The organism is Nonomuraea sp. NPDC049129 (genome assembly GCF_040648495.1).
Classification (GTDB): domain Bacteria; phylum Actinomycetota; class Actinomycetes; order Streptosporangiales; family Streptosporangiaceae; genus Nonomuraea.
On sequence record NZ_JBEZDU010000009.1, the window covers coordinates 293,821 to 317,229 of the forward strand.

Here is a 23,409-nt window from a genome sequence, read left to right on the forward strand (position 1 = left end):
GCAGAGGGAATCCCCCAAAAGGACACCAGCCACAACGGACCGCCTTCTCCCCTCCCCCGCAGGGGGCATCCCTCAAGGGACATCAGCCGCGACGGATCGGCACAGGGATCGAGGCGGTCATGTGACGAAACACCCGGGGCCCCTTCGGACGGCCCTCCAGGAGGGCGCAAGCAACGTGGCAGAGGCCCCTTCGGGGGTGTATGAACACCCAGCGAGCCTTCGTCGCCCCTACGCCGTCGTTTCCGGCCGGTGGCTCCGGCCGTTGGCCGATCGTTCCTCGGCCAGGCTCAGGCCCGCCTCTATGACGGCGTTCATGATGGGGACCAGCCGGGCCTCGCCCAACTCGGGGGCGTGCTCGGCCATCCGGGCGACGAGCGCCCGCTCGCGCGCCATGTCGCGGCCCGCGAAGCCGCCCACCGGCTTGAGGGTCTGTACGATCCCGGCGAGCGCGGCGCGGCGCTCCAGGAGCGTGGCCAGCGCCGCGTCCACCCGGTCGATCGCCTGCCTGCACTCGGGCAGCGTGGCGGGCGCCTCGGGACGGACCAGCGCTCCGACGAGCGCCACCGCTTCCTCGGCCAGCCGTACATCGGCCTCCCCGTGCTCTTCCGTCCGGCGGGCGTCACCCGTACCCCCGACGGGGCCGCCCACGATCAGGCCGTCCGCGCCCGCCGCCACCGCCGCCGCCGACAGCCCGAGGTCCGCGCTCACGTCGGCGAGCACCGGCCGCCCCGACGCCGCCCGCGCGGCCCGCAGCAGCCCCAGGTCCAGCCGTCCCGTCTCGCACAGGATCACCCGGTCGTCGCACTCCAGGGCGCAGTAGTCGGCCAGCCCCAGCCACTCCTCCAGCGTCGCCGACGCCCGGCGTTCGACCACCACCGGCAGGCCCAGCCCGGCCACGGCCCGCACCAGCGGGATGTCGCGCGTCCACGCCGCCCCGATGACCACGCCGTCGGCCGCCCCGGCGATCGCCGGCAGGTCGGCCGCCGAGCCCGGCTCGACCAGCGTCACCCCGTCACGCCGGGCTTCCACCCGGTCCCACCCGGTCGCCCCGCCCGGCCCGGTCGCCCCGCCCGGCCCGACCGGCCCGGTCGCGCCGCCCAGCCCGGTCGCGCCGTTGCCCGGCCCGCGCAGGCTGATCCGGCGGTCGATCACCACCGCCGGGCCGTCGCCCACCCGCAGGCCGCCCACGGTCACCACGTGCCGTTCCAAGGTCGATGACATCTCGGCTCCCCACATCGGCCGGCTCCCCTGGAACCGGCAGGAAATCAAAAAGGCAGAGACGATGGCGTCTCTGCCTGTTGCCGACTCCGGGTGGTCGCTAGCCGACGACCGGCCCTCCCGGAGCCGGCTCGGTAAACGCGTAGCGACAAGTCATGTCTAGACTTTACACCGGCCCTCCACCTGCTGGACTCCCCCTCTCACATAGCGGACTAGCCTTCAGGCGAGTCGCCGTTGATCCCTCGCTATGGGAGTATTTCCTGGCCTAGAGGAGGGTACGAGGCCGTTGATGTCGGATCGCAAGCGGGACGGACGCCGCATCGCCGGTCGTTACCAGCTGCAGGAACCCATCGGCAGAGGTGGCATGGGCATCGTCTGGCGAGCCCATGACGAGCTTCTCGACCGCACGGTCGCGGTCAAGGAGGTCAGATACGCCGCCGCGCTGGGTGACGAGGTGCAGCTGCTGAACCGGCGCACGATGCGTGAGGCGAGGGCAGCGGCCAGGTTCGAGCACCCGAACGTGATCGTCGTACACGACGTGATCGAGGAGGACGGCCGGCCCTGGATCGTCATGCAGCTCGTCCAGTCACGCTCCCTGGGAGCAGTGATCAAGCAGGATGGGCCATTGCCGCCCAAGCGGGTGGCCGAGATCGGCCTGGCCGTGCTCGACGCGCTGCATCGCGCGCACGAGTCCGGCGTCCTGCACCGGGATGTCAAGCCGGAGAACGTACTGCTCGCCGATGACGGCCGGGTGGTGCTCACCGACTTCGGCATCGCGACGCTGGAGACGGAGACGCAGCTCACGGTGACGGGGCTGGCGGGCACTCCGGCGTTCATCGCGCCCGAGCGGCTCAAGGGGCTGCCCGCGCGGCGCGAGTCGGACCTGTGGTCGCTCGGCGCGACCCTTTACACGGCGGTGGAAGGCCGCTCGCCACACGAGCGCGGCATGGCGCTCGCGACCATGCACGCCGTATTAACCGACGAACCGGACCCGGCTCCCCACGCCGGGCCGCTCAGCGGCGTGATCAGCGGCCTGCTGACCAAGGAGCCGGTGCAGCGCCTCGGCTACGAGGAGACCGGGGAGTTGCTGCGGGCCGTCATCACGCAGCAACGGTCACGGAAGTCCTCGGCGTCCGCGCCCGCGCCGACCGCGGTGATCCCGCCGGCCGTGGACGAGACCCCGACCGACCCCAACCTGCTGGCGGCGGCCGCCGACGCCCCGCCCGAGACCGGTGCGCGGCTCACCCCGGCGACCGGCGCGCATTCCGAGGAGCCTCCCCAGTCCACCCAGAACGCCGTCCGGCCCGACGGCCGACGGTGGGGCCCGATCGTCGGCGTGATCGTCGCGGTCGTGCTCGTGGCGGGCCTGGGCGGCTATCTCGGCCTGCGCTCGGCCAAGGACAGCCCGGAGGACGGGACGAAGTCCGCGTCCGTCACGCCTCCTGTCAAGGACTCGGCCAAGCCGACCGCGGCGACCGCCGACCCGCCGAAGACCACGCCGAGCAGCGCGGCTCCATCCGCCACGCCGACCGTCAGCCCGTCCGCCGCGCCGACGCCAACGTCAACGCCGAAGCCCACCGAGACGGCCGCCGCGGTGCCCGACGGCTGGAGGAAGTACACGAACAAGAAGCTGAAGTTCTCCGTCGCGCTGCCGAAGGGCTGGACGAGGTACCGGCACAACAGCAACCAGATCGCCTTCCATGGCAAGGGGGCGGGCAGCAACGCGTACATCATGTTCGAGATGACGACGAACCCCGGCAAGGACCCGCTCAAGGACTGGAAGAGGCAGGAGAAGACCGCCAAATACGGGTTCGGCGGCTACGACAAGATCAGCATCAAGGCGGTCGACTTCCGCGGCTGGCCGGCCGCCGACTGGGACTTCACCTGGAACACGAACACCGGCCCGACCAAGGTGCGCAACCGCGGCTTCGTCGCCAACGGCCGCGGCTACGCGATCTACTGGCACAACCTCGAGAGCCGGTGGAAGAAGGACAAACACTTCTTCGACACCTTCGCCGCGACCTTCACCCCGGCCAAGTAGGCTTCCCTGCGTGGAAAGGCAGGTCAGCAACCGATATAGGCTCATCGAACCGCTTGGCGAGGGCGGGATGGGCGTGGTATGGCGTGCCTACGACGAGCTGCTCGACCGTACGGTAGCGATCAAGGAGGTCCGCTACACCGGCGTCGGTGAGGACAAGCGGGCCGAGCTCAACCGCAGGACCATCAGGGAGGCCAGGGCGGCGGGCCGCCTCGACCACCCCTCGGTGATCGTCATCCACGACGTCGTCGAGGAGGACGGCCGCCCGTGGATCGTCATGCAGCTGATCCGCTCGCGGTCGCTGGCCGAGGTGATCCGCGAGCACGGCCCGCTGCCGGTCGCGCAGGCCGCGGCGATCGGCGGCAGGGTGCTCGACGCGCTGCGGGCCGCGCACGCGACCGGGGTGCTGCACCGCGATGTGAAGCCCGAGAACGTGCTGCTCGCCGATGACGGCCGGGTGGTGCTCACCGACTTCGGTATCGCCTCGCTGGAGGCCGAGGCCGGTCTGACCGCCACCGGTGGCCTGGTGGGCACGCCCGCCTACATGCCGCCCGAACGCCTCAACGGCGAGCCCGCCCGGCCCGAGTCCGATCTGTGGTCGCTGGGCGCGACGCTGTACGCGGCCGTCGAGGGCGCGCCGCCGTTCAAGCGCGACTCGTGGGCGGCGACGGTCGCGGCGGTGCTGCGCGACCTGCCCGGGCAGCCGGTCAGGGCAGGCGTGCTCGGCCCGGTGATCATGGGCCTGCTGCAGCGGGACCCGGCCGCGAGGATGCCCGCCGACGAGGCCGCCCACCTGCTCCGGACCGCCGCCGCCGAACCCATGGTGTACGGATATGCCGGACCTCAGACCCCGCAACCCGGCGGCCCGGTAGCCGGGGGGTTCGGGCCCGCGGGAGCCCAGGTACCCGGCGGATTCGGGCCTGCGGGAACCCAGGTACCCGGCGGGTTCGCGTCCGCGGGAACCCAGGTACCCGGCGGATTCGGGCCCGCGGGGACCATGCCCGTACGGACCCGTCGGCGCGGGTGGCTCATGGCCGTCCCCGCGGTCGTGATCGCCGTCGCGGCGCTGGGCACGGGCGGCTGGTACGTCGTCACCTCCCAGCAGTCCCCCACCGGCATGCCCACCCCCACCCCCAGCGCCACTCCGACCCCCACCTCCAGCGGGACGACGACGCCATCCCCCACCCGCACCGCCGAGCCGACCGCGACGCCCAGCCCGCCGCGGCTGCCCGCCGGTTGGCGCCGGCTCGTCAACTCCGCCGGGGACTTCTCGATCGGCCTCCCCAAGGACTGGCAGGCCAAGAAGAACCCCGACAGGGACAGCATCACCATCACCGGCCCCGGCACACCGGGCCAGATGATCGTCGAGTGGACCGTCCCCGAGAAGCCTTCGGCCGACCCCGAGCGCCGCTGGGTGGAGCTGGAGAAGGAGATCCAGGCCAAGGGGGAGTTCGACGGCTACAAGCGGATCGGCATCCGGGCCACGTCCTACCTCGGCCGGCCGGCCGCCGACTGGGAGTTCACCAGGAAGCGCGGCAGCATGCTGATCCACGTGATCAACCGCGGCTTCCGCACCGCCGACGGCCGCCACTTCGCCCTCTACTGGGACACGGCCGACTCATGGTGGGACCAGGACCGGCACTACTTCGACGAGTTCGTCAAGACATTCAGGCCCCAGTGAATGACCCAGTGAACGACCCGGTGAACGAGGCGGCGAAGGAGCGGGCGCGCTTCTGGCGCCACCCGGCGCTGCCCCAGCTGGACCTGCTCAAGGCCCACTACGTCACCCACCGCTTCACCCGGCACGTGCACGACGGCTACGCGATCGGACTCATCCTCGACGGCGTGGAGGAGTTCGAGTATCGCGGCGACCTGCACCGGGCGGGCGCGGGCGAGGTGGTGCTGGTCAACCCGGAGGCGGTGCACACCGGCCAGGCGGGCACGGCGGACGGCTGGTCGTACCGGATGCTCTACCCATCGGTGGAGGCGCTCTCGGGGCTCGCGGCCGAGCTCGGCCTGCCGTACACGACGCCGTACTTCCCCGAGCAGGTGGTGCGGGACCAAGCGGTCGCGGCGCTGCTCGGCCGGGCGCACCTGGCCGCCGAGCGGGGCGACGCGCTGGCCGCCTCGTCGCTGATGCGCGGCTTCTTCTCCCGCCTGCTGATCCGGCACGCCACGCCGCGCCCGTCCGCCGTCCTGCCCGCCGAAGGCGGACGAGCGGTCGCCGAGGCGCTGGAGGTCCTGCACGAGAGCCTGGTGGACCCGCCGTCCCTGGACGATCTCGCGCAGGCCGTCGGGGCGCGGCCGTTCCCGCTGCTGCGCGCGTTCAAGGCCGCGACCGGCCTGCCGCCCCACGCCTACCTGATCTCCATGCGGATCCAGCGGGCCCGCCGGCTCCTGGACTCGGGCGTAAGGCCGGCGCAGGTGGCCGCCGAACTGGGCTTCACCGACCAAGCCCACCTGAACCGGCACTTCAAACGCATCGTGGGCGTGCCACCCGCGGCCTACCAACGGTCAGCAGGAACGTACAAGACCGGCGATTTCCTCTTCACCTAGCCTCACATCTCATGGGACAGACAACACACCGTTCCGCCGCGATACGGGACGGTCTTGGCGTGGGCCTGGCCGTAGGGCTGTCCGGGCTCGCCTTCGGCGCCGCGGCGATCACCGCGGGCCTCAGCGTGGCGCAGGCGTGCGTACTGAGCCTGCTGGCCTTCACCGGCGCCTCGCAGTTCGCGCTGGCCGGAGCGGTGGGCGCGGGCGGCGACCTGGTGGCGGCCGCCGCGGGCGCGCTGCTGCTGGGCGGCCGCAACACCCTGTACGGGCTGCGCCTGGCCGACCTGCTCCGGGTACGCGGCCCGCGCCGGCTGCTCGCCGCGCAGGGCGTGATCGACGAGACCACCGCCGTCACGCTCGCCCAGCCCTCGCCCGAGGCGGCACGCACCGCGTTCGCGACCACCTTCGCCAGCCTGTACGTCACCTGGAACCTCACCACGCTGGCCGGGGCGCTCGGCACGTCGTTCCTGGGCGATCCGGGCGCGCTGGGGCTGGACGCGGTCGGCCCGGCGACCTTCCTGGCCATCCTGTGGCCGCGCCTGACGGGCAGCGCCCAGATCAGGTGGCTGGCGGTGGCCGGCGCGGCGGTCGCGCTCTGCGCGACGCCGTTCTTCCCTCCGGGCGTGCCCGTGCTGCTGTCGGCGGTCGTCGTTCTGGCGGTGCTGCTCCGATGACGCTGTGGTGGGCGATCGCGGCGGTGTGCGCCGGGTGTTACGCCCTCAAGCTGGCCGGGCTGGCGGCACCGCGCCGGGTGCTCGACCATCCCCGGGTCCGCCGCTTCGCCGAACTCGTGCCCGTGGCGCTGCTGGCCGCCCTGATCGCGGTGCAGATGTTCACCGAGCACGGCGAGCTCCACTTCGACGCCGCCCGCACGGCCGGGCTGGGCGCGGCCGTCGTCGCGCTCCTGCTGCGCGCCCCATTCCTGGTGATTCTGGCGACAGCAGCAATAGTGACCGCGCTTGTCCGGGTTTTTATCGGGTAGACGGCGGAGCATGTCCGATTCTGCGCTGCTGGTCGGCGGACGTTACCGACTGATCAGAACCATCGGCCAGGGTGGGATGGGAACCGTCTGGCAGGCCCACGACGAAGTACTCGGCCGAGACGTGGCGGTCAAAGAGATCCATCCCCCTCCTGACCTGACCGACCCCGAGCGAGACGTCTTCTCGGTGCGTACCTTCCGCGAGGCCAGAGCCGCGGGACGGGTGGCGCACCCCGGCGTCGCCACCGTCTACGACGTGCTCGAAGAGCACGGCCACCCGTGGATCGTCATGCAGCTCGTCCACTCGCGCACCCTCGGCGATCTGGTGCGCGAGGACGGCCCGATGGCACCGGCCGAGGCCGCCGACATCGGGCTGCAGTTACTGGAGGCGCTGCGGGCCGCGCACGCCGCCGGGGTCCTGCACCGCGACGTCAAACCGGACAACGTGCTGCTCACCCCGGACGGCCGGGCCGTTCTCACCGACTTCGGCATCGCCACCACCGAGGGCGAGGCGCCTGTCACGAGGACCGGGGTGCTGGTCGGCACGCCCGCGTTCATGGCGCCGGAGCGGGCGGCCGGCGGTGGGGCCCAGATCGCCTCGGACCTGTGGGCGCTGGGCGCGACGTTGTACTACGCCGTCGAGGGCGAGTCGCCGTTCCAACGCCCTCACGCGCTGGCCACGCTGGGCGCGGTGCTGCACTCCGAGCCCGCCCCGATGGCCCGCGCGGGCATGCTGGCCCCGGTCATCCTCGGGCTGCTGCGCAAGGACCCGGCCGAGCGGATGACGCTGGACGAGGCCGAGCAGCGGATCCACCGGCTGCTGATCGGCAGCTCACCGGAGGAGACCGCGCCGGTGAACGTCCCGGCGCCGCCCACGGTGCCCAAACGGGACCCGATGCCGCAAACAGGAGCCATAGCCGCGCCCGTCGCGGCAGCCGGATCCGACGCGGGCCCGGCGCCATCCGGGTGGCGTCGCAGACCGCCGCTCACCGCGGTCGCGGCCGGCACGCTCGCCCTCGTCGTCCTGACCGCGGGCGCGGCGTGGTGGACGAACCGGCAGTCCCAGGCCCGCCAGCCGGTGACGACGGTCCCGGCCGTGGTGCGTACGACCAGCGTCCAGCCTTCGGGCCCGACCCCCTCGGCGACGCCCACGCAGACCGAGACGCACGAGCCGACCACCGACCAGAACCAGGTACGGCAGAGCGCCCCGCCCTCCAGCGACCGGACCGGCGAGCCCACCCCGGCCCCGACCGGAACGCCGACGAAGAAGGAGCCCACGAAGGAGCCAACGAAAAAGAAGGAGCCGACGAAGAAGCCCTCGGCCACGCCCGCCAAGAGCAAGACCCCCAAGAAGAGCACCAAGACCTCGGCGAAGGCCAGCGAAGAGCCCGACGAGCCCGTCGACGTCCCTCCGGCCGACAACGCCGACTAGGGCGCCGTCCCACACCGGGGAAGGGCGCCGGTCAGGACTCGTCGCGTACGGCGTCCAGGGCCCGCTGGAGGTCGGCGGGGTAGTCGGTGGTGAACGTCAGCCACTCGCCCGAGCTAGGGTGCTCGAACCCGAGCGACACCGCGTGCAGCCACTGCCGGGTGATGCCCAGCCGGGCGGCGAGCGTCGGGTCGGCGCCGTACATCAGGTCGCCCACGCACGGGTGACGCAGCGCGGACATGTGCACCCGGATCTGGTGCGTACGGCCGGTCTCCAGCTTGATGTCCAGCAACGAGGCCGCCCGGAACGCCTCGATGGTGTCGTAATGGGTGACCGACGGCTTGCCCCCGGCGACCACGGCGAACCGGCCGTCGCCCGACGGGTGCCGGTCGATGGGCGCGTCGACAGTGCCCCTGAACGGGTCAGGATGTCCCTGTACGAGCGCGTGGTAGCGCTTGTCGACCGTGCGCTCCTTGAAGGCGCGCTTGAGGTGGGAGTAGGCGTGCTCGCTCTTGGCCACGACCATGGCGCCGGTCGTGTTGGCGTCGAGGCGGTGCACGATGCCCTGACGTTCGGCCGCGCCGCTGGTGGCGATCGTGTGGCCGGCGCCGAGCAGGCCGCCGATCACGGTCGGGCCGGTCCAGCCGACGGTCGGGTGGGCGGCCACCCCGATCGGCTTGTTGACCACGACGATGTCGTCGTCCTCGTACACGATCGACATGCCGGGCACCGGCTCGGCGACCGGCATGGGCGTACTGACCGGCGGAGGGAGGGTCACGTCGAGCCAGGCGCCCGCGTGCACCCGGTCGGACTTGGCGGGCGCGTGCCCGTCCACGAGCACCTCGCCCGCGACGATCAGCTCGGCGGCGCGGGTGCGGGAGAAGCCGAACAGGCGGGAGATCGCGGCGTCCAGCCGCTCGCCCTCCAGCCCGTCGGGCACCGGGAGGCTACGCTGGTCAGCCACGCTTGCCGCCCTCCCTGGTGCCGTCGATCTGGTAGCCCCGCCAGGCCAGGATCACCGCGAGGATCCCGCCGCAGACGATCGCCGAGTCGGCCACGTTGAACACCGGGAAGTAGTCGATCACCGGGAAGTGTCCGGGCAGCACCTCGATCCAGTCGACCACGTGCCCCTGGAACTGCACGGACCTGCCGATCCCGGACGGGTAGCGCAGCAGCCGGTCGGTCAGGTTGCCCAGCGCCCCGCCGAGCAGCAGCCCCAGCGTGATCGCCCACGGTAGGCTGCGCATCTTGCGGGCCGTGCGGAGGATGGCCACCACCACACCCGCCGCGATGAACGTGAAGATGATCGTCATTCCGGTGCCGATGCTGAAGGCGGCACCGGAATTGAAGATCACCCGGAACTGCAGGACGTCCTGGATGACCACCATGGGCGCCTTGCCCTCAAGCGTCCGCAGGACAAGCGTCTTGGTGATCAGATCGGTCGCATAGATCACGACCGCCAGCACGACGAGGACCGCGAAGAGGCGGCCGCGTCGCCCCCCTACCGGCGCTCCTCCTTCTGCTTGCAGGCCACGCACAGCGTCGCCCTCGGGAACGCCTGCAGACGTTCCTTGCCGATCGGCTTGTGGCACGATTCGCACACTCCATAGGTCCCTGCGTCGATCCGGGCGATCGCACGTTCGTTCTGCGCGACGAGGTCGCGCGCATTCAGGGTAAGGGCGATCTCGCGTTCGCGCTCATACGTCTTGGCACCCGCGTCGGCCTGGTCGTCACCGGCCCCCTGGGTGACGTCACCCGAGGCGATCTCGGACTCATGGCGAAGAATGTCGGTGTTGAGCTCGTCGATCTCGCTCTGCAGCCGGCCGCGGACGTCGGCGAGCTCCTCCTCAGACCACATCGACGGTGTAGCGGTCTGCGTGACTGGCGCCATGGCTACCTCCCCATGCTGGAACAAGGCCGTAAATGGTGCGGGCAGCTTAGGTCCCCCATAACAGAACAGCAAACGACCCGCCGGACGATTTACCTCTCCCGTAATATCCCGCCCCGCTCGTTCAACTCCTCCTCAGAGGCGCCCATTCCCACAACTTTGTCGGGGTTTACGAGTTCACTACCTGCCGACCGCGAACCCGGAAGCTTTGCGGTCCACTCTGCGTTATGGTGTGAAGCTGCAAGGCGTTGATGGGGCCCGTCTGTGACGGACATCACCCCGGAGCCGCCGGAAGAACGGCTCTCGCGAGCTCACTAGACCCGGCCGCAGACCAAACGAAGAGGGCCTCACCTGAGGTCAAGAAGGGTGGTACCGCGGGGCCGCACGGCTTCGTCCCTTCACGCTCACCTGTCAGCCAGTGATCGCGTGGAGGCCCGCCCGAGATGTCTTCCCCTTCTTTCCGCCCTCTTCCCGCGCAGGTCGACCTGCCCGCGCTCGAGCGCGAGGTCCTCGACCGCTGGCGGGACGGGAAGATCTTCGAGCGCTCCGTCGAGCAGAACGACGGCAACCCCTCCTGGACCTTCTACGAGGGCCCGCCCACCGCCAACGGCCTGCCCGGCGTCCACCACGTCGAGGCCCGGGTGTTCAAGGACCTGTTCCCCCGCTACAAGTCGATGCGGGGCTTCAGCGTGCCGCGCAAGGCGGGCTGGGACTGCCACGGCCTGCCGGTCGAGGTCGGCATCGAGCGGGAGCTCGGCCTGAGCGGCAAGAAGGACATCGAGGCGTACGGCATCGCGGAATTCAACGCCAAATGCCGCGAGTCGGTGCTGCGCCACGTCGACGCCTTCGAGCAGATGACCGAGCGGATGGGTTATTGGATCGACCTGTCCACCGCCTACCGGACCATGGACCCGTCCTATATCGAGTCGGTCTGGTGGTCGCTCAAGGTCATCTTCGACAAGGGCCTGCTGTTCCGCGACTTCCGCATCACCCCTTACTGCCCGCGCTGCGGCACCGGCCTGTCCGACCATGAGCTGGGCCAGCCCGGCGGCTACGAGACCGTCTCCAGCCCGTCGGTCTACGTGCGCATGCCCGTCACCTCCGGCCCGCTGAGCGAGCTCGGCGCCGCCCTGCTGGTGTGGACGACGACGCCGTGGACGCTGGTCTCCAACACCGCCGTGGCCGTACACCCCGAGGTCACCTACGTCGCGGCCCGTACGACGGACGGCGAGGTGCTGGTCGTCGCCGAGCCGCTGCTGTCAGTGCTCGGCGAGGGCGCCACCGAGGTCGCCCGCTTCACCGGCCGCGACCTGGAGCACACCTCCTACACGCGGCCGTTCGAGCTGGTCGACATCCCCGGCGCCCACTACGTGGTGCTCGGCGACTATGTGACGGTCGAGGACGGCACCGGGCTGGTCCACCAGGCTCCGGCGTTCGGCGCCGACGACCTTGCGGTGACCAAGCGCTACGACATGCCGGTCGTCAACCCGATCGGCCCCGACGGCCGCTTCCTCGACGACGTGCCGATGGTCGGCGGCCAGTTCTTCAAGGACGCCGACGAGGGCCTCACCGAGGACCTGCGGGCCCGCGGCCTGCTGTTCCGCGGCACTCACTTCGAGCACAGCTACCCGCACTGCTGGCGCTGCCACACGGCGCTGCTCTACTACGCGCTCCCCTCCTGGTACATCCGGACCACCTCGGTCAAGGACCAGATGCTGGCCGAGAACGCCAAGACCAACTGGTACCCCGACACCATCAAGTGGGGCCGGTTCGGCGAGTGGCTGCGCAACAACGTCGACTGGTCGCTGTCGCGCTCGCGCTACTGGGGGACCCCGCTGCCGCTGTGGGTCTGCTCCGCCGACGAGTCCCACGTGACGTGTGTCGGGTCGATGGAGGAGCTGGGCACGCTGGCCGGCCGCGACGTGTCCGCGCTCGACCCGCACCGCCCGTACGTCGACGACGTCACCTTCCCCTGCCCGACCTGCTCGGCCGAGGCCCGCCGCGTGCCCGACGTCATCGACGCCTGGTACGACTCCGGGTCCATGCCGTTCGCCCAGTGGGGCGAGCGGGGCAAGCCGGAGGGCCTCTACCCGGCGCAGTTCATCTGCGAGGCCACCGACCAGACGCGTGGCTGGTTCTACTCGCTGATGGCCGTGGGCACGCTGGTGTTCGGCCAGTCGTCCTACGAGAACGTGCTCTGCCTCGGGCTCATCCTGGCCGAGGACGGCCGCAAGATGAGCAAGCACCTGGGCAACATCCTGGAGCCCATGCCGCTGATGGACGAGCACGGCGCCGACGCGCTGCGCTGGTTCATGGCCTGCTCCGGCTCGCCGTGGGCGGCCCGCCGCGTGGGGCACAACGCCCTTGAGGAGATCGTCCGCAAGGTCCTGCTGACGTACTGGAACACGGCCTCGTTCTTCACCCTCTACGCCAACGCCGAGTCGTGGACGCCCGAGCGGCTGGCGCAGGCGACCCCCGCGGCCGAGCGGCCGCTGCTCGACCGCTGGGCGCTGGCCGAGCTGCACCGCACGGTGGCCGAGGTCACGGGCGCGCTGGACGAGTACGACACCCAGCGGGCCGGGCGCCGGCTGGCCGAGTTCCTGGACGACCTGTCCAACTGGTACGTGCGCCGCTCGCGCCGCCGCTTCTGGCAGGGGTCGGCGGACGCGTTCGCGACGCTGTACGAGTGCCTGGAGACGGTCACGCGGCTGATGGCGCCCATCGCGCCGTTCGTCACCGACTACCTGTGGGACGTGCTGCGCGGCGAGGGCGCGCCCTCCTCCGTACACCTGACCTCCTGGCCCGCCGTACGCGAGGACCTGCTCGACCCCACGCTGTCGGAGCGGATGGCGCTGGTACGACGGCTGGTCGAGCTGGGCCGCTCGGCCCGTGCCTCCTCCGGCGTCAAGACCCGGCAGCCGCTCGGCCGGGCCCTGGTCGGAGCGCACGGCTGGCCCTCGCTCCCGTCCGAACTGCGGGATCTGATCGCCGACGAGCTGAACGTCCAGGCTCTCGAGGACATGTCCGGCTTCAGCGCCGATCTCGTGTCCTACACCGTCAAGCCCAACTTCCGGGCCCTCGGTAAGCGGTTCGGCTCGCAGACCAAGCTGGTGGCGGCGGCCGTCGGCGCGGCGGAGGCCGCCTCCCTGGCGCCCACCCTCCGCTCCGGCGCCTCTGTCACGGTGGACGTACCGGAGCTCGGCGCGGTGTCGCTCGGCCCCGATGACGTGATCGTCACCGAGCAGCCGCGCTCGGGCTGGGCCGTCGAGACCGGCGCCGTCGACACGGGCACCGGCGAGACGGTGGCGCTCGACCTGGAGCTGACGGACGAGCTGCTCCGGGCCGGTCTGCTGCGCGAGGTCATCCGGCTGGTCCAGGAGGCCCGCAAGTCGACGGGCCTGACCATCACGGACCGGATCTCCCTGTGGTGGTCGGCCGCCGACCCGGACCTGGCGCAGGCGCTGCGGTCGGGGTGGCAGGCGGTGGCGGAGGAAGTACTCGCCACGACCGTCACGGAGGGGACCGAGGATGGGCTGCCGTCGCACTCGGAGACGGACCTGGGGCTGACGTTCCAGCTGCGCCGCGCCTGACGAGCCGTATGGGGTGGGACGTGTCTCTTGGACGCGTCCCACTCGGCTGACGGGCTACCCGCCTGGCCGCGTCCCACTCGGCTTCGCGCCTGGTGGCCCCTCTGGGCCGATCGACCATCGGGCTCACCCGAGGCCGAAGCTCGGATCGAGGCCGGTCAGGTCGGCGCTGGCGGTCCACACGCGCGCCGCGAGATCGGCGTCGGCCAGGTGGCCTCGCAGGGGTTCGAGGGTGGGCAAGCCGCGGATCCCGAACACCCGCGGCCCCCACAGCTGGCCGCCGCGCACGGACGGGTCGAGGACGGCCCGGACGGCGGGCCAGGCGGCGGCCTCCTTGCCCTGGAGGAGGAGGCCGGCCGGCAGACCACGCAGCCGTTCACCGGTGGTCCTCAGGTGCACCGGCGGGCGTGATGGGGTGAGGGAGTCGAGCGCGCCGCCAGGGTGGGTGAGCACGCTCAGCGTCGTACTGCCGGCGGCGCGCAGGCGGCGGTCGAGTTCGAGCCCGAAGAGCATCTGCGCGAGTTTCGATCGCGCGTACGTTCGTTTCGGCCGATAATCGCGCGTGCTCTGGAGATCGTCGAGATCCAGGCTCTCGGACTTGGCCGTGAAGCTGCCGGTGGTGACCACCCGGCTCGCGGACGCGGCCGTCAGCAGGGGCGCCAGCCACCAGGTCAGGGCGAAGTGCCCCAGGTGATTGGTGGCGAACATCAACTCGTTGCCGTCCTTGGTCTCGCGCCGCGGCGGCTGATCGAGCAGCACTCCGGCGTTGCAGACGACCGCGTCGAGTCTCTCCAGCTCCAGCGCGTCCACGGAGGCTTTGAGCGAGGAGAGATCGGCGAGGTCCAGCGGGATGTGACGGACGCGCGCGCCGGGGACGCGGGCGCGGATCGAGACCTGAGCCGCTTCGGCCTTGGCGGTGTCCCGGCTGCCGAGGATGACGGTGGCACCGGTGCCGGCGAGTTGTTCCACGACGAAGTATCCGATGCCCGCGTTGCCACCGGTGACCAGGAAGTTCTTACCGTCGGCGCGCGGCAGGCGGCGCACGTCCCAGGGGTCTGGGCTGTGGGGGTTGGTCATGTCCGGCTCCTTACATGGGGAGGTCGTCGTGTCGGCTGGCACGGCCAGGCGCGTACCGACCAAGAAACTATAATCACTATAGTTTCAGATGCATTCTAGTTTTGGGATACAGTGGGGGCATGGCGACGACGATGGGGCGCCGCGAGCGCAAGAAGGCACAGACCCGCCGGGCGTTGTCGGACGCGGCGTTGCGGCTGTTCTCCGAGCATGGCTACGACGGCGTCACCGTCGCTCAGATCGCCGACGAGGCGGACGTCTCGATCGCCACGCTGTTCGCGCACGTGCCGGACGGCAAGGAAGCGCTGATCTTCGACGACGGCGCCGAACGACACGTGTGGCTGGTCACCGCGATCCACGACCGCCCCGCCGGTCAGTCGGTGCTGGAAGCCCTGCGCCGCTGCCTGGCCGGCCGGGGACCCTTCACCGAAGACCTCCCGCCCGACCTTCGGCGCAAACGCGACCTGATCGTGAGCACGCCCGCCCTGCGGGAATACTCACGCAAGCTCTGGATAGCGAGCGAGGGCGCCCTGGCCGAGGCGATCGCCACGGAGAGCGGCCGCGACCCCGCCGACATGACGGTCCGCGCGCTCGCCCGCTACGTCCTGGAGATCCCGGAGCTCGCAGGCACGGAAGCAGACCCCTTGGCCGCGATGCACGCCATCTTCGACCTCCTCCAATCCGGCTGGCCCGAATCACCCACGGACACCTGACCGGACCCCGCCCGACCGGGCCTCACCTGACCGGGCCTCACCCGGTCCGCTCGCACCGCACCCCGCCTAACCGGGCCTCACCCGGTCCGCTCGCACCGCAACTCGACCCGGTCCGTTCGCTCTGCCGCTGAACCCGGCCGCTCGCTCCCCCGCTCGGCCTGGGCCGTGCGATCCTCAAGGGCTGCCGGGATGATCTCCCAGGCGAAGGGCCTCGGTGGCCAGCCCGGCCCGCCGACGCTCTCGCTGGCCAGCCCGCCTGCGATCTACTTGCCCGCCGGTCCGGCCTCCACGACCGGCGGCCCGACAAACCGCAGTGCCCAGCACCCGGACAACCTCTGCGTTGGCCGCTGAACCAACGTCGAGACTTACGCCCGGGCTCACCTAGCTGACGGACTCGCGATCGTTCTGGCAGACCGAGCAGCTCGTCAGACCGGCCGACTCGGCCTGCGAAATCGTCATGGTCTCCACACCCGTTTCACCCGCGCCCCGGATGAGGGGGCAGGCGGTGCTGTGGTAGCGGCGGGTGCCGACGATGACCTTCACCGTGGCCGACCGCCCGCTCTTCCCCGCGCCTTCACTGTCGGGTTTGCCGCCCTTGGCTGTCGCTTCTTTGGCGGGGTCGGCGTCTCCCCCGCCAGAGGACCCCTTGGCAGACACGGCGCTGTCCGACTTAGTGGACGAGGCGCTATCCGGCTTCGCAGACGCGGCGCTATCCGGCTTGGCGGATGCGGTGCTGCTCGGTTTGGCCGATCCGGCACTGTCCGGCCTGGCGGACGAGGCACTGCCTGGCCTGGCGGATGCTGCGCTGTCGGGCCTGCCGGACGCGCCGCTGTCTGGCCTGGGCGGCTTGGGCCCGGATGCGGGCTCGGGCGCTTTGGCCGCTGCCTTGGCGCTCTCCGCGGGTCTGCTCGTCGCAGGCGTCGCACCGGCAGCGGGTCTCCCACTGGCCGGGCGCGACCCACTCGGCGGCCCAGCGCTCTCTGCCTTGGACGCAGCCTCGGAAGCGGCTCCGGACTGCACCGGCATGATCACGGTCCCGCCCACCGACTCGGACCGCTCTCCCTTGGCCCCGGACGTCTCTCCCTTGGCCCCGGACCGCTCTCCCTCCGAGCCGGACGTCTCCCCTCCGGATCCGGGCCGCCCCGGCTTACCGGACGCGGCCGGCCCCGTCGGCAGGGGGCCCTTGGGCTTGGCCGCGGACTCGGCCGACGAGGCGGGACGCTCGGGCGCCACGGCCGGGCGCTCAGGCCGGTCCGACGAGGGACTCCAGCCGGCCTTGCCGGGGCCGGGACGCTGCGGCGCGGGATCTCCCGCCTGTACGGCACGCTGAGGCGCCGTCGCGGGCCCAGAGTCGTCGAGGTCCGGCGCGGCACCACGGCCCTGAGCATCACGGCCCTGAGCACCACCGCTCTGAGCATCACGGCCCTGACCGCCACGCTCCTGACCGCCAAGGCCTTGACCGCCACGCTCGGAGGCCCCTTGGGCCGGTCCGCCGCGCTCGGGCGCACCTCGGTCCGGTCCGCCACGGCTCTGACCGGCGGCCTCTGCCGCGACGGACGAGGGGCGCTCTCCGGGCCGACCTGCTCCCGACTTTCCGGGCGTCTCCGGCCTTCCGGGCGTCTCCGGCTTGTCGGTCGCCCCAGGCTGGCGGCTTCCGGGCTTGCCGGTCTCGGTACGGCCGATGCCGGACGGGCCGGACGACGGCATGGTGGTGATGTACGGGGCCAGCCTCGGGCCGGCGGAAGGGTCGGACGACGGGGGTTCCGTGCGGTCCTTGCCGGGCCCTGAGGCGGCCGGCTTGGTCGTGGCGCTGGACGACGGCGCGGGCTCCGCGGGGCGGGCGAACCAGCCGGTCGGCTCGGCCGGGGCATCGGCGGGGTCCGGGGCGGGGGTGGCGGCCTTCGAGTCGGGCTTCGGCTTCGCCGGGCCGCCGGACACCGGGGGGCGCAGGTCGCGCGTGGCGCCGGGCGCCTCGGCCCGGAGGTCCGCGGGGACCTTGGGAGTCTGCGAAGGCTCGGGGCCACGCTTGGGAGCCGATGAAGGGCCGGAACCAGGCTTGGGGGCCGATGAAGGCGCGGATCCGGGCTTGGGACCGCCGACCGGCGCGGGGCCCATGGGGGACACGGAGCCGGTAACGGGGCCGGAAGCGGACGCGGCGCCGGTAGCAGAACCGGGGCCAGAAGCGCCGGCCAAGGGGGTGACGGCGGGCTCAACGCCGCCGGGCTTGGAGGCGGCAGCGGGCTCGGGGCCAGCGGCAGGCGGCAGCTGCCGTCCGCCGAGCGCTGCATCCGGCAGGCACGCCGTACAGGGCGTGAAGCCCTCCTCGCGCGCCTCCTCGTACGTGAGCTCCTCTTGATCCCGTCCGATCAGCTGGCGGCAACCCGGGACGTGATAGCGCTTGCGTCCGGGGATCACCAGGACGAGCGCGTCCGGGGAGATCCCGCGCACCGCGGGACGGCGTTGCGTCGGCGCGGTGGCCGTCTGCTGGAGCGTCTGTGGACGCGGCGACGGCGGCGCTCCCATCGGGGCCCCCAGGGGACCCGGCTGGGTCTGGCCATGCGGCAGGCCGGCCGGCGCGTGCCCCACCGGCGGGGTGGCCGGCGCAGCGGCCCGCCCACCACCGGGAAACAGCTCGTGACGCCGCAGCAGCGCCCCGATCACCAGGAACAGCGCGGACAGCACGCTGACCACGATGGACCACATGATCAGGAACGGCTTTGCCAGAACGAAGCCCGCGATCAGCAAGACAACCGCCGCGAGCACCAAACCAGCACTGATTAGGATCACAAAGGGCTCTTTCGAGTGACGGGTCCTTGATGACCCGCTACTTTACCGGCGGTCGTTGTGCGGACCGTCACCGCCGGGGAAAGCGCCCTGCGGGGAGTCACCGCCGAACGGGTTGGGACCACCGGGGAGAGGCTGCTGACCACCCTGAGGCACCGCGTGCGACATGGCCGGAGCCGCCGCCGAGGGACCGCCGCCGGTCATGACCGGGAAGCCACCGCTGCCTTCCGCGGAGACGTTCAGCTCGGCGAGCTGGTTCTCCAGGTAGAGCTTGAGACGGCTGCGGTATTCGCGTTCGAAGCTGCGCAGCTCCTCGACCTTGCGCTCCAGCTCGTCACGGGTCTGGACGAGGGAACCCATGGCCTGACGGTGACGCTCCTGCGCGTCGCGCTCGAGCGTCTCGGCGCGGGCACGGGCGTCGCCGATGACCTGCTCGGCCTGGCGGCGAGCCTTGGTGAGGATCTCGTCGGCCTCGCGGCGGGCGCGGGTGACCGTCTCGTCCGCCTCGCGGCGGGCGTCGGAGATCGCCTGGTCGGCGGTCTGCTGGGCCAGCGCGAGCACGCGGGCCGCGGTGTCCATGTTGTCCTCGGCCGGAGGCATGTTCATGACGGGGACCGGCTGAGGCTGCTGCTGCGGCTCGGGAACCTTCATCGGCTCCGGCTGCGGCGGCATCATCATCTCGGGCTTCGGCTGCTCCTGCACCGGAGCGGAGGCCATGGGCATGCTCATGCCCCCGGGCACCTTACCGCGCAGGCACTCGGCCAGCTTGGCGCGGAGCTCCTCGTTCTCTTGGATCAGGCGGTCGAGCTCAGCCTCGACTTCGTCGAGGAAAGCGTCGACCTCTTCCTCGTCGTAGCCCGGCCGTAGCCGAGTGGTACTGAACTGCTTGTTCCGCACATCAGCGGGCGTCAGCGGCATCTTTTGGTCTCCTTGGCGCGCTTGGAGTCTGTCCGGAGGGACGGTTAACCCGAATCACTTCAGCGCGGACACGAGTTGGATCACGACCGGTGCACCACGGCCTCCATCACCGCGGGCCCAGTGATCCGGCGATCTGGATCAAGAGCAGAACGATGATGAAGAGGACTGTGAAGCTTAGGTCAAAGGCCACCGTACCCAACCGGAGCGGGGGAATGAAACGGCGGAGGAACTTGAGAGGTGGGTCGGTTGCGGTGTAGGTGGCCTCGGCGAGCACGAGCACGACGCCCGAAGGGCGCCACTGACGGGCGAACGCCTGGACCGTCTCAAAGATCATCCTGCCGATGAGCAGCACCAAATAGAGAGACAGGACTACGACCAAGATCTGGCTTACGATCCCCACGGTCTGGCCGCGCCTCCACTTCTGATGTGCCCGCCGGGCCTCGGTGAGGCCTGGTTGGGTGCGATAGACATACAGAGACTCTAACTCTGGTTGAAGAACCCGCGTTCCGCGATTCGAGCCTTGTCCTCGGCGGTCACCTCGACATTGGCTGGGGACAACAGGAACACCTTGTTGGTAACACGTTCAATGCTGCCATGTAGGCCAAAGACCAGACCTGCCGCGAAATCGACCAGGCGTTTTGCGTCGCTGTCAACCATCTCGGTCAGGTTCATGATGACCGGGGTGCCGTCGCGGAAGTGCTCGCCGATCGTCCGGGCCTCGTTGTAGGTCCGGGGGTGGAGGGTGGTGATGCGCGCCAGATCGGTCGTACGGCGCTCCAGGACGGTCGTGGATGGCCTCGGCGCGGGGACCCCGGAGTCTGCCTCGTCGTCGCGTTCCTGGACCGCTACGGCCCGCTCCTCGCCGGTCCGCGGGGGCTCGTCCTCGTAGGCGTACTCGTCCGGGTAGGTCTCATACCTCTCGTAGCGGTCGTCCTCCACGAGACCGAGGTAGACCGCCATCTTGCGCATCGCGCCGGCCATCGCTACGTCGTCCTCCTGCTCATGGTCGCACTCGCTCGGGCCTGTCGCCGGGTCCGAGGCGGCAGCCGTACCCCCTTGGAGCTCACCGCTGATCGACCTCTACTGGTGGTAGCGGGCCTGTAAGACCCACTTGACGGGACATTACCTGACGAAGGGCTTGCGACGACCGAGCAACGCCGTACCGACCCGAACGTGTGTCGCGCCGTGCGCGACGGCCGCGCCGAGGTCATCGCTCATGCCCGCCGACAGCATCGTGGCACGGGGGTGGCGCTCGCGTACGGCAGCGGCCAACTCTCGCAGCCGGGCGAACGCCTTGCCCGGGTCCTCCCCCAGCGGCGCCACGGCCATCACCCCGCCCAGCCACAGGTGCGCGGCCTCGGCGATCAGGTCGGCGATCTCCGGCACGTCGGCGGGCCTGGCGCCGCCCCTGGCCGGGTCGTCGTCGAGCGCCACCTGTACGAGGCAGCCGACCTGGCGCCCCTGCTTCCCGGCCTCCCGGCTGATCACCTCGACCAGCCTGGGCCGGTCGACGGAGTGGATCACATCGGCGTAGGAGACCACTGAACGGACCTTGTTGGTCTGCAGCTGGCCGACGAAGTGCCAGGTCAGGGGGAGATCCCGGCATTCGCGCGCCTTGGGGGCGGCCTCCTGGTCGCGGTTCTCGCCGACCTCGCGGACACCGAGCTCGCACAGCAGGCGGACGTCGGAGGCGGGATAGGTCTTGGTCACGGCGATCAGGGTCACCTCACTCCGATCACGCCCGGCCGCCCGGCACGCCTCGGAGATCCGCCGCTCCACCTCCGCCAGCCCCGCCGCGATCTCATCCCGCCGCGCCCGATCGGTCTCGTCTCGCCGCGCCGGGTCACTCTCGTCTCGCCGTGTCCGATCACTCTCGTCTCGCCGTGTCCGGTCGGCCTCGTCACGGCGCGCTCTGTCCGTCTCGTCACGGCGCGTCCCATCACTTGCGGCTTGCCGCGTCCGGCCGGTCTCGTCCGTACTCACGCTCACGTCCACCTCTTCGCTCCGCTCGGGTATCTCTCTGCCGCAGGGCGCGCCTCCCATGTGGTGCGGCACTGTTTTTCTGGTACGGCAAGCCCGGTGGGCCCCACCCGCCGCACGGGGCCGGGGCCTCCAGGAAGACGGCCGCTGATCCCGCACGGGGCCGGCCGCCGTGACGAGGCACGTGAGTCCGGTCACCCCAGCTCTACACGACTCCCGGCCACCACTGCCACCTGAGTCCGACCACCCCGGCTCCATGCGAGTCCAACCACCCCGGCTACGGAAGGTCCCGGGCCCCGGCCGCGCGACTCCTACCACCCCCGGCCGCGTGAGTCCGATCACTTCCGCTACGTGAGTCCGGCCACCCCCGACCGCGTGAGTCCGGCCATCCCCGCCACGTGGGTCCGGCCACCCTCGCCACGCGAGTCCAGCCACCCCCGCTACGTGGGTCCAGCCGCCCCCGGCCGCATGAGTCTCGGCCCCCCGCCACGTGGGTTCGGCCATCGCGGCTACGTGAGTGAGATCACCCCGGCCCGGCGAGCCAGATCACCCGGCTGGAGGAACCGGCCCCGAACGCGGCTGCGCCGCTCCATTCCCCCGGTGAAGGGCCGTCGAGGCCCGGTGAGGAAGGAGCGGCGGAGAGTCGGGCTACTTGAGGAAGTCGGGGACGTCGAGTTCCTCCTCCTGCTCCTCGAAAACCACCGGACGGCGTTTGGCGGGCTCCGACATGCGGGAGGTGATGGGCGTGGGCGGATTGGCGGGCTCGGGCGTGGGCCGCGGGATCGAGACGGGGCCTGAGGGCTCGTCGGCGATCGGCTCGTGGGCCGCCGGCTCGGGCGCGCTCTCCACCGGACGCACCGGCTCGGGCCGATGGTCGGAGCGGAAGTCGGACCGCTGGTCCGGGCGCGGCGGTTCGGGACGGAGGTCGGCGCGCGGCTCGGGCAGGGGCTCAGGGCGAGGCTCGGGCCTGAAGTCGGAGCGCGGCTCAGGGCGAGGCTCCGGCCTGAAGTCGGAGCGCGGCTCGGGACGCAGTTCGGGCCGGGGCTCGGGGCGCTGGTCGAAACGCTGCGGCGCGGGCTCGGCCTTCACGCTGGGCGCCGAGACGCTGGGGCGTACCGGCGACGACGCGGGCGGAGCCGTGGACGCGGCGGCGGGACGGCTCTGCGGGCGCGGGAGCGGCTTCTCCGCCGGCGGCGGCACGTCGTCGAACCCGGCGGCGATCACGGTGACGCGGACCTCGTCGCCGAGCGCGTCGTCGATGACCGTACCGAAGATGATGTTGGCGTCCAGCGCGGCCGCCATCGATACGAGCTGGGCGGCCTCGTTGATCTCGAACAGGCCGAGGTCGGAGCCGCCGGCGATCGACAGCAGCACGCCGTGGGCGCCGTCGATGCTGGCCTCCAGCAGCGGGCTGGAGACCGCCATCTCGGCCGCGGCGACCGAGCGGTCGTCACCGCGCGCGTGGCCGATGCCCATCAGCGCCGAACCGGCGCCCGACATGACCGACTTGACGTCGGCGAAGTCGAGGTTGATCAGGCCGGGCGTGGTGATCAGGTCGGTGATGCCCTGCACACCCGACAGCAGCACCTGGTCGGCCGCCTTGAACGCGTCGAGCACGCTCACCTGCCGGTCGGAGATCGACAGCAGCCGGTCGTTGGGGATCACGATCAGCGTGTCGACCTCGTCGCGCAGGGTCTCGATGCCGGCCTCGGCCTGCGAGGCCCTGCGACGGCCCTCGAAGCTGAACGGCCGGGTCACGACACCGATCGTGAGCGCGCCGAGCGATCGGGCGATGTTCGCCACGACGGGCGCGCCGCCGGTGCCGGTGCCGCCTCCCTCGCCCGCGGTCACGAAGACCATGTCGGCCCCCTTGAGGACCTCCTCGATCTCCTCACGATGGTCTTCGGCCGCCTTGCGCCCCACATCGGGGTTGGCGCCGGCTCCCAGCCCGCGGGTGAGCTCGCGGCCCACGTCGAGTTTGACGTCGGCGTCACTCATCAGCAGCGCCTGGGCGTCGGTGTTTATCGCGATGAACTCGACGCCCTTGAGTCCCTCCTCGATCATCCGGTTGACGGCGTTCACTCCGCCGCCGCCAATGCCGACGACCTTGATGACCGCGAGGTAGTTCTGCGGTGCTGCCACGACGAGGGGCCTTTCCGCTCGTTGACTTGCCATTTCGGTGCGGATCGTCTCCGCGTTCTCTGCTTCGTTAACTCTCAACCTCAAGTTGAGATTCAGATTTATG

19 protein-coding genes are annotated in these 23,409 nt (G+C 71.2%); 8 read left to right on the top strand and 11 right to left on the bottom strand.

All coding sequences use genetic code 11. The features are described from left to right. Window positions 1–228: 228 nt before the first annotated feature. Window positions 229–1,221: a chorismate mutase gene (locus AB0B64_RS29095; protein ID WP_358181060.1), complete on the bottom strand. Its 993-nt coding sequence runs from the start codon at window positions 1,219–1,221 to the stop codon at window positions 229–231. 286 nt (window positions 1,222–1,507) lie between these two features. Between AB0B64_RS29095 and AB0B64_RS29100 the strand changes: the two genes are divergently transcribed. The 6 genes from AB0B64_RS29100 to AB0B64_RS29125 are packed head-to-tail and all read left to right on the top strand — an operon-like array spanning window position 1,508 to window position 8,223. Then, entirely contained in the window at window positions 1,508–3,259 is a 1,752-nt protein-coding gene (locus AB0B64_RS29100) for a serine/threonine-protein kinase (protein ID WP_358181063.1), read from the top strand. Between the two features lie 10 nt (window positions 3,260–3,269). Beyond that, on the top strand, window positions 3,270–4,937 hold the full coding sequence (locus tag AB0B64_RS29105; protein ID WP_357945439.1) for a serine/threonine-protein kinase: 1,668 nt from the start codon (window positions 3,270–3,272) through the stop codon (window positions 4,935–4,937). Continuing rightward, window positions 4,934–5,812: an AraC family transcriptional regulator gene (locus tag AB0B64_RS29110; protein WP_357945437.1), complete on the top strand. Its 879-nt coding sequence runs from the start codon at window positions 4,934–4,936 to the stop codon at window positions 5,810–5,812. Before AB0B64_RS29105 ends, AB0B64_RS29110 begins: the two co-directional genes overlap by 4 nt. Window positions 5,813–5,823: 11 nt before the next feature. Then, on the top strand, window positions 5,824–6,486 hold the full coding sequence (locus AB0B64_RS29115) for an AzlC family ABC transporter permease (RefSeq protein ID WP_357945435.1): 663 nt from the start codon (window positions 5,824–5,826) through the stop codon (window positions 6,484–6,486). Continuing rightward, window positions 6,483–6,794 carry an AzlD domain-containing protein gene (locus AB0B64_RS29120; protein WP_357641961.1) on the top strand — a complete coding sequence of 104 codons (312 nt, stop codon included), beginning with the start codon at window positions 6,483–6,485 and terminating at the stop codon, window positions 6,792–6,794. The genes AB0B64_RS29115 and AB0B64_RS29120 overlap by 4 nt, the downstream gene beginning before the upstream one ends. 10 nt (window positions 6,795–6,804) lie before the next feature. Next, entirely contained in the window at window positions 6,805–8,223 is a 1,419-nt protein-coding gene (locus AB0B64_RS29125; RefSeq protein WP_357945433.1) for a protein kinase, read from the top strand. A 31-nt stretch (window positions 8,224–8,254) separates the two neighbouring features. Here the strand turns inward: AB0B64_RS29125 and AB0B64_RS29130 are convergent, their stop codons facing one another. The 3 genes from AB0B64_RS29130 to AB0B64_RS29140 are packed head-to-tail and all read right to left on the bottom strand — an operon-like array spanning window position 8,255 to window position 10,111. Then, on the bottom strand, window positions 8,255–9,184 hold the full coding sequence (locus tag AB0B64_RS29130) for an RluA family pseudouridine synthase (protein ID WP_358181066.1): 930 nt from the start codon (window positions 9,182–9,184) through the stop codon (window positions 8,255–8,257). After that, on the bottom strand, window positions 9,177–9,749 hold the full coding sequence (gene lspA / locus AB0B64_RS29135) for a signal peptidase II (protein ID WP_357946346.1): 573 nt from the start codon (window positions 9,747–9,749) through the stop codon (window positions 9,177–9,179). The genes AB0B64_RS29130 and lspA overlap by 8 nt, the downstream gene beginning before the upstream one ends. Continuing rightward, entirely contained in the window at window positions 9,722–10,111 is a 390-nt protein-coding gene (locus tag AB0B64_RS29140; protein ID WP_357945428.1) for a TraR/DksA C4-type zinc finger protein, read from the bottom strand. Before AB0B64_RS29140 ends, lspA begins: the two co-directional genes overlap by 28 nt. Before the next feature lie 440 nt (window positions 10,112–10,551). Between AB0B64_RS29140 and ileS the strand changes: the two genes are divergently transcribed. Further along, window positions 10,552–13,698, top strand: coding sequence for an isoleucine--tRNA ligase (ileS, locus tag AB0B64_RS29145; RefSeq protein WP_358181069.1), 3,147 nt, complete (start codon window positions 10,552–10,554; stop codon window positions 13,696–13,698). Between the two features lie 123 nt (window positions 13,699–13,821). Here ileS and AB0B64_RS29150 read toward each other — a convergent pair whose 3' ends face one another. Then, complete coding sequence (locus AB0B64_RS29150) at window positions 13,822–14,772, bottom strand: SDR family NAD(P)-dependent oxidoreductase (RefSeq protein WP_358181072.1); 951 nt, start codon at window positions 14,770–14,772, stop codon at window positions 13,822–13,824. Between the two features lie 119 nt (window positions 14,773–14,891). On the opposite strand from AB0B64_RS29150, the gene AB0B64_RS29155 reads away from it, so the two are divergent. After that, window positions 14,892–15,482, top strand: coding sequence for a TetR family transcriptional regulator (locus AB0B64_RS29155; protein WP_358181075.1), 591 nt, complete (start codon window positions 14,892–14,894; stop codon window positions 15,480–15,482). 381 nt (window positions 15,483–15,863) lie between these two features. Here the strand turns inward: AB0B64_RS29155 and AB0B64_RS29160 are convergent, their stop codons facing one another. The 6 genes from AB0B64_RS29160 to ftsZ all read right to left on the bottom strand — a co-directional run bounded on the left by AB0B64_RS29160 (window position 15,864) and on the right by ftsZ (window position 23,306). After that, window positions 15,864–18,269, bottom strand: a complete 2,406-nt coding sequence (locus tag AB0B64_RS29160) for a hypothetical protein (RefSeq protein ID WP_358181078.1) — start codon at window positions 18,267–18,269, stop codon at window positions 15,864–15,866. A 42-nt stretch (window positions 18,270–18,311) separates the two neighbouring features. Further along, window positions 18,312–19,184 (bottom strand): DivIVA domain-containing protein, encoded by an 873-nt coding sequence (locus AB0B64_RS29165; protein ID WP_357945415.1) that lies wholly within the window; start codon window positions 19,182–19,184, stop codon window positions 18,312–18,314. A 106-nt stretch (window positions 19,185–19,290) separates the two neighbouring features. Next, window positions 19,291–19,584 carry a YggT family protein gene (locus AB0B64_RS29170; RefSeq protein ID WP_357945412.1) on the bottom strand — a complete coding sequence of 98 codons (294 nt, stop codon included), beginning with the start codon at window positions 19,582–19,584 and terminating at the stop codon, window positions 19,291–19,293. Window positions 19,585–19,664: 80 nt separating this feature from the next. Beyond that, window positions 19,665–20,165 (bottom strand): cell division protein SepF, encoded by a 501-nt coding sequence (gene sepF, locus AB0B64_RS29175; protein WP_225291780.1) that lies wholly within the window; start codon window positions 20,163–20,165, stop codon window positions 19,665–19,667. A gap of 141 nt (window positions 20,166–20,306) precedes the next feature. Next, complete coding sequence (locus AB0B64_RS29180) at window positions 20,307–20,984, bottom strand: YggS family pyridoxal phosphate-dependent enzyme (RefSeq protein ID WP_358181225.1); 678 nt, start codon at window positions 20,982–20,984, stop codon at window positions 20,307–20,309. Window positions 20,985–21,812: 828 nt separating this feature from the next. Then, window positions 21,813–23,306: a cell division protein FtsZ gene (gene ftsZ / locus AB0B64_RS29185; protein ID WP_357945409.1), complete on the bottom strand. Its 1,494-nt coding sequence runs from the start codon at window positions 23,304–23,306 to the stop codon at window positions 21,813–21,815. Between the last annotated feature and the right edge of the window lie 103 nt (window positions 23,307–23,409).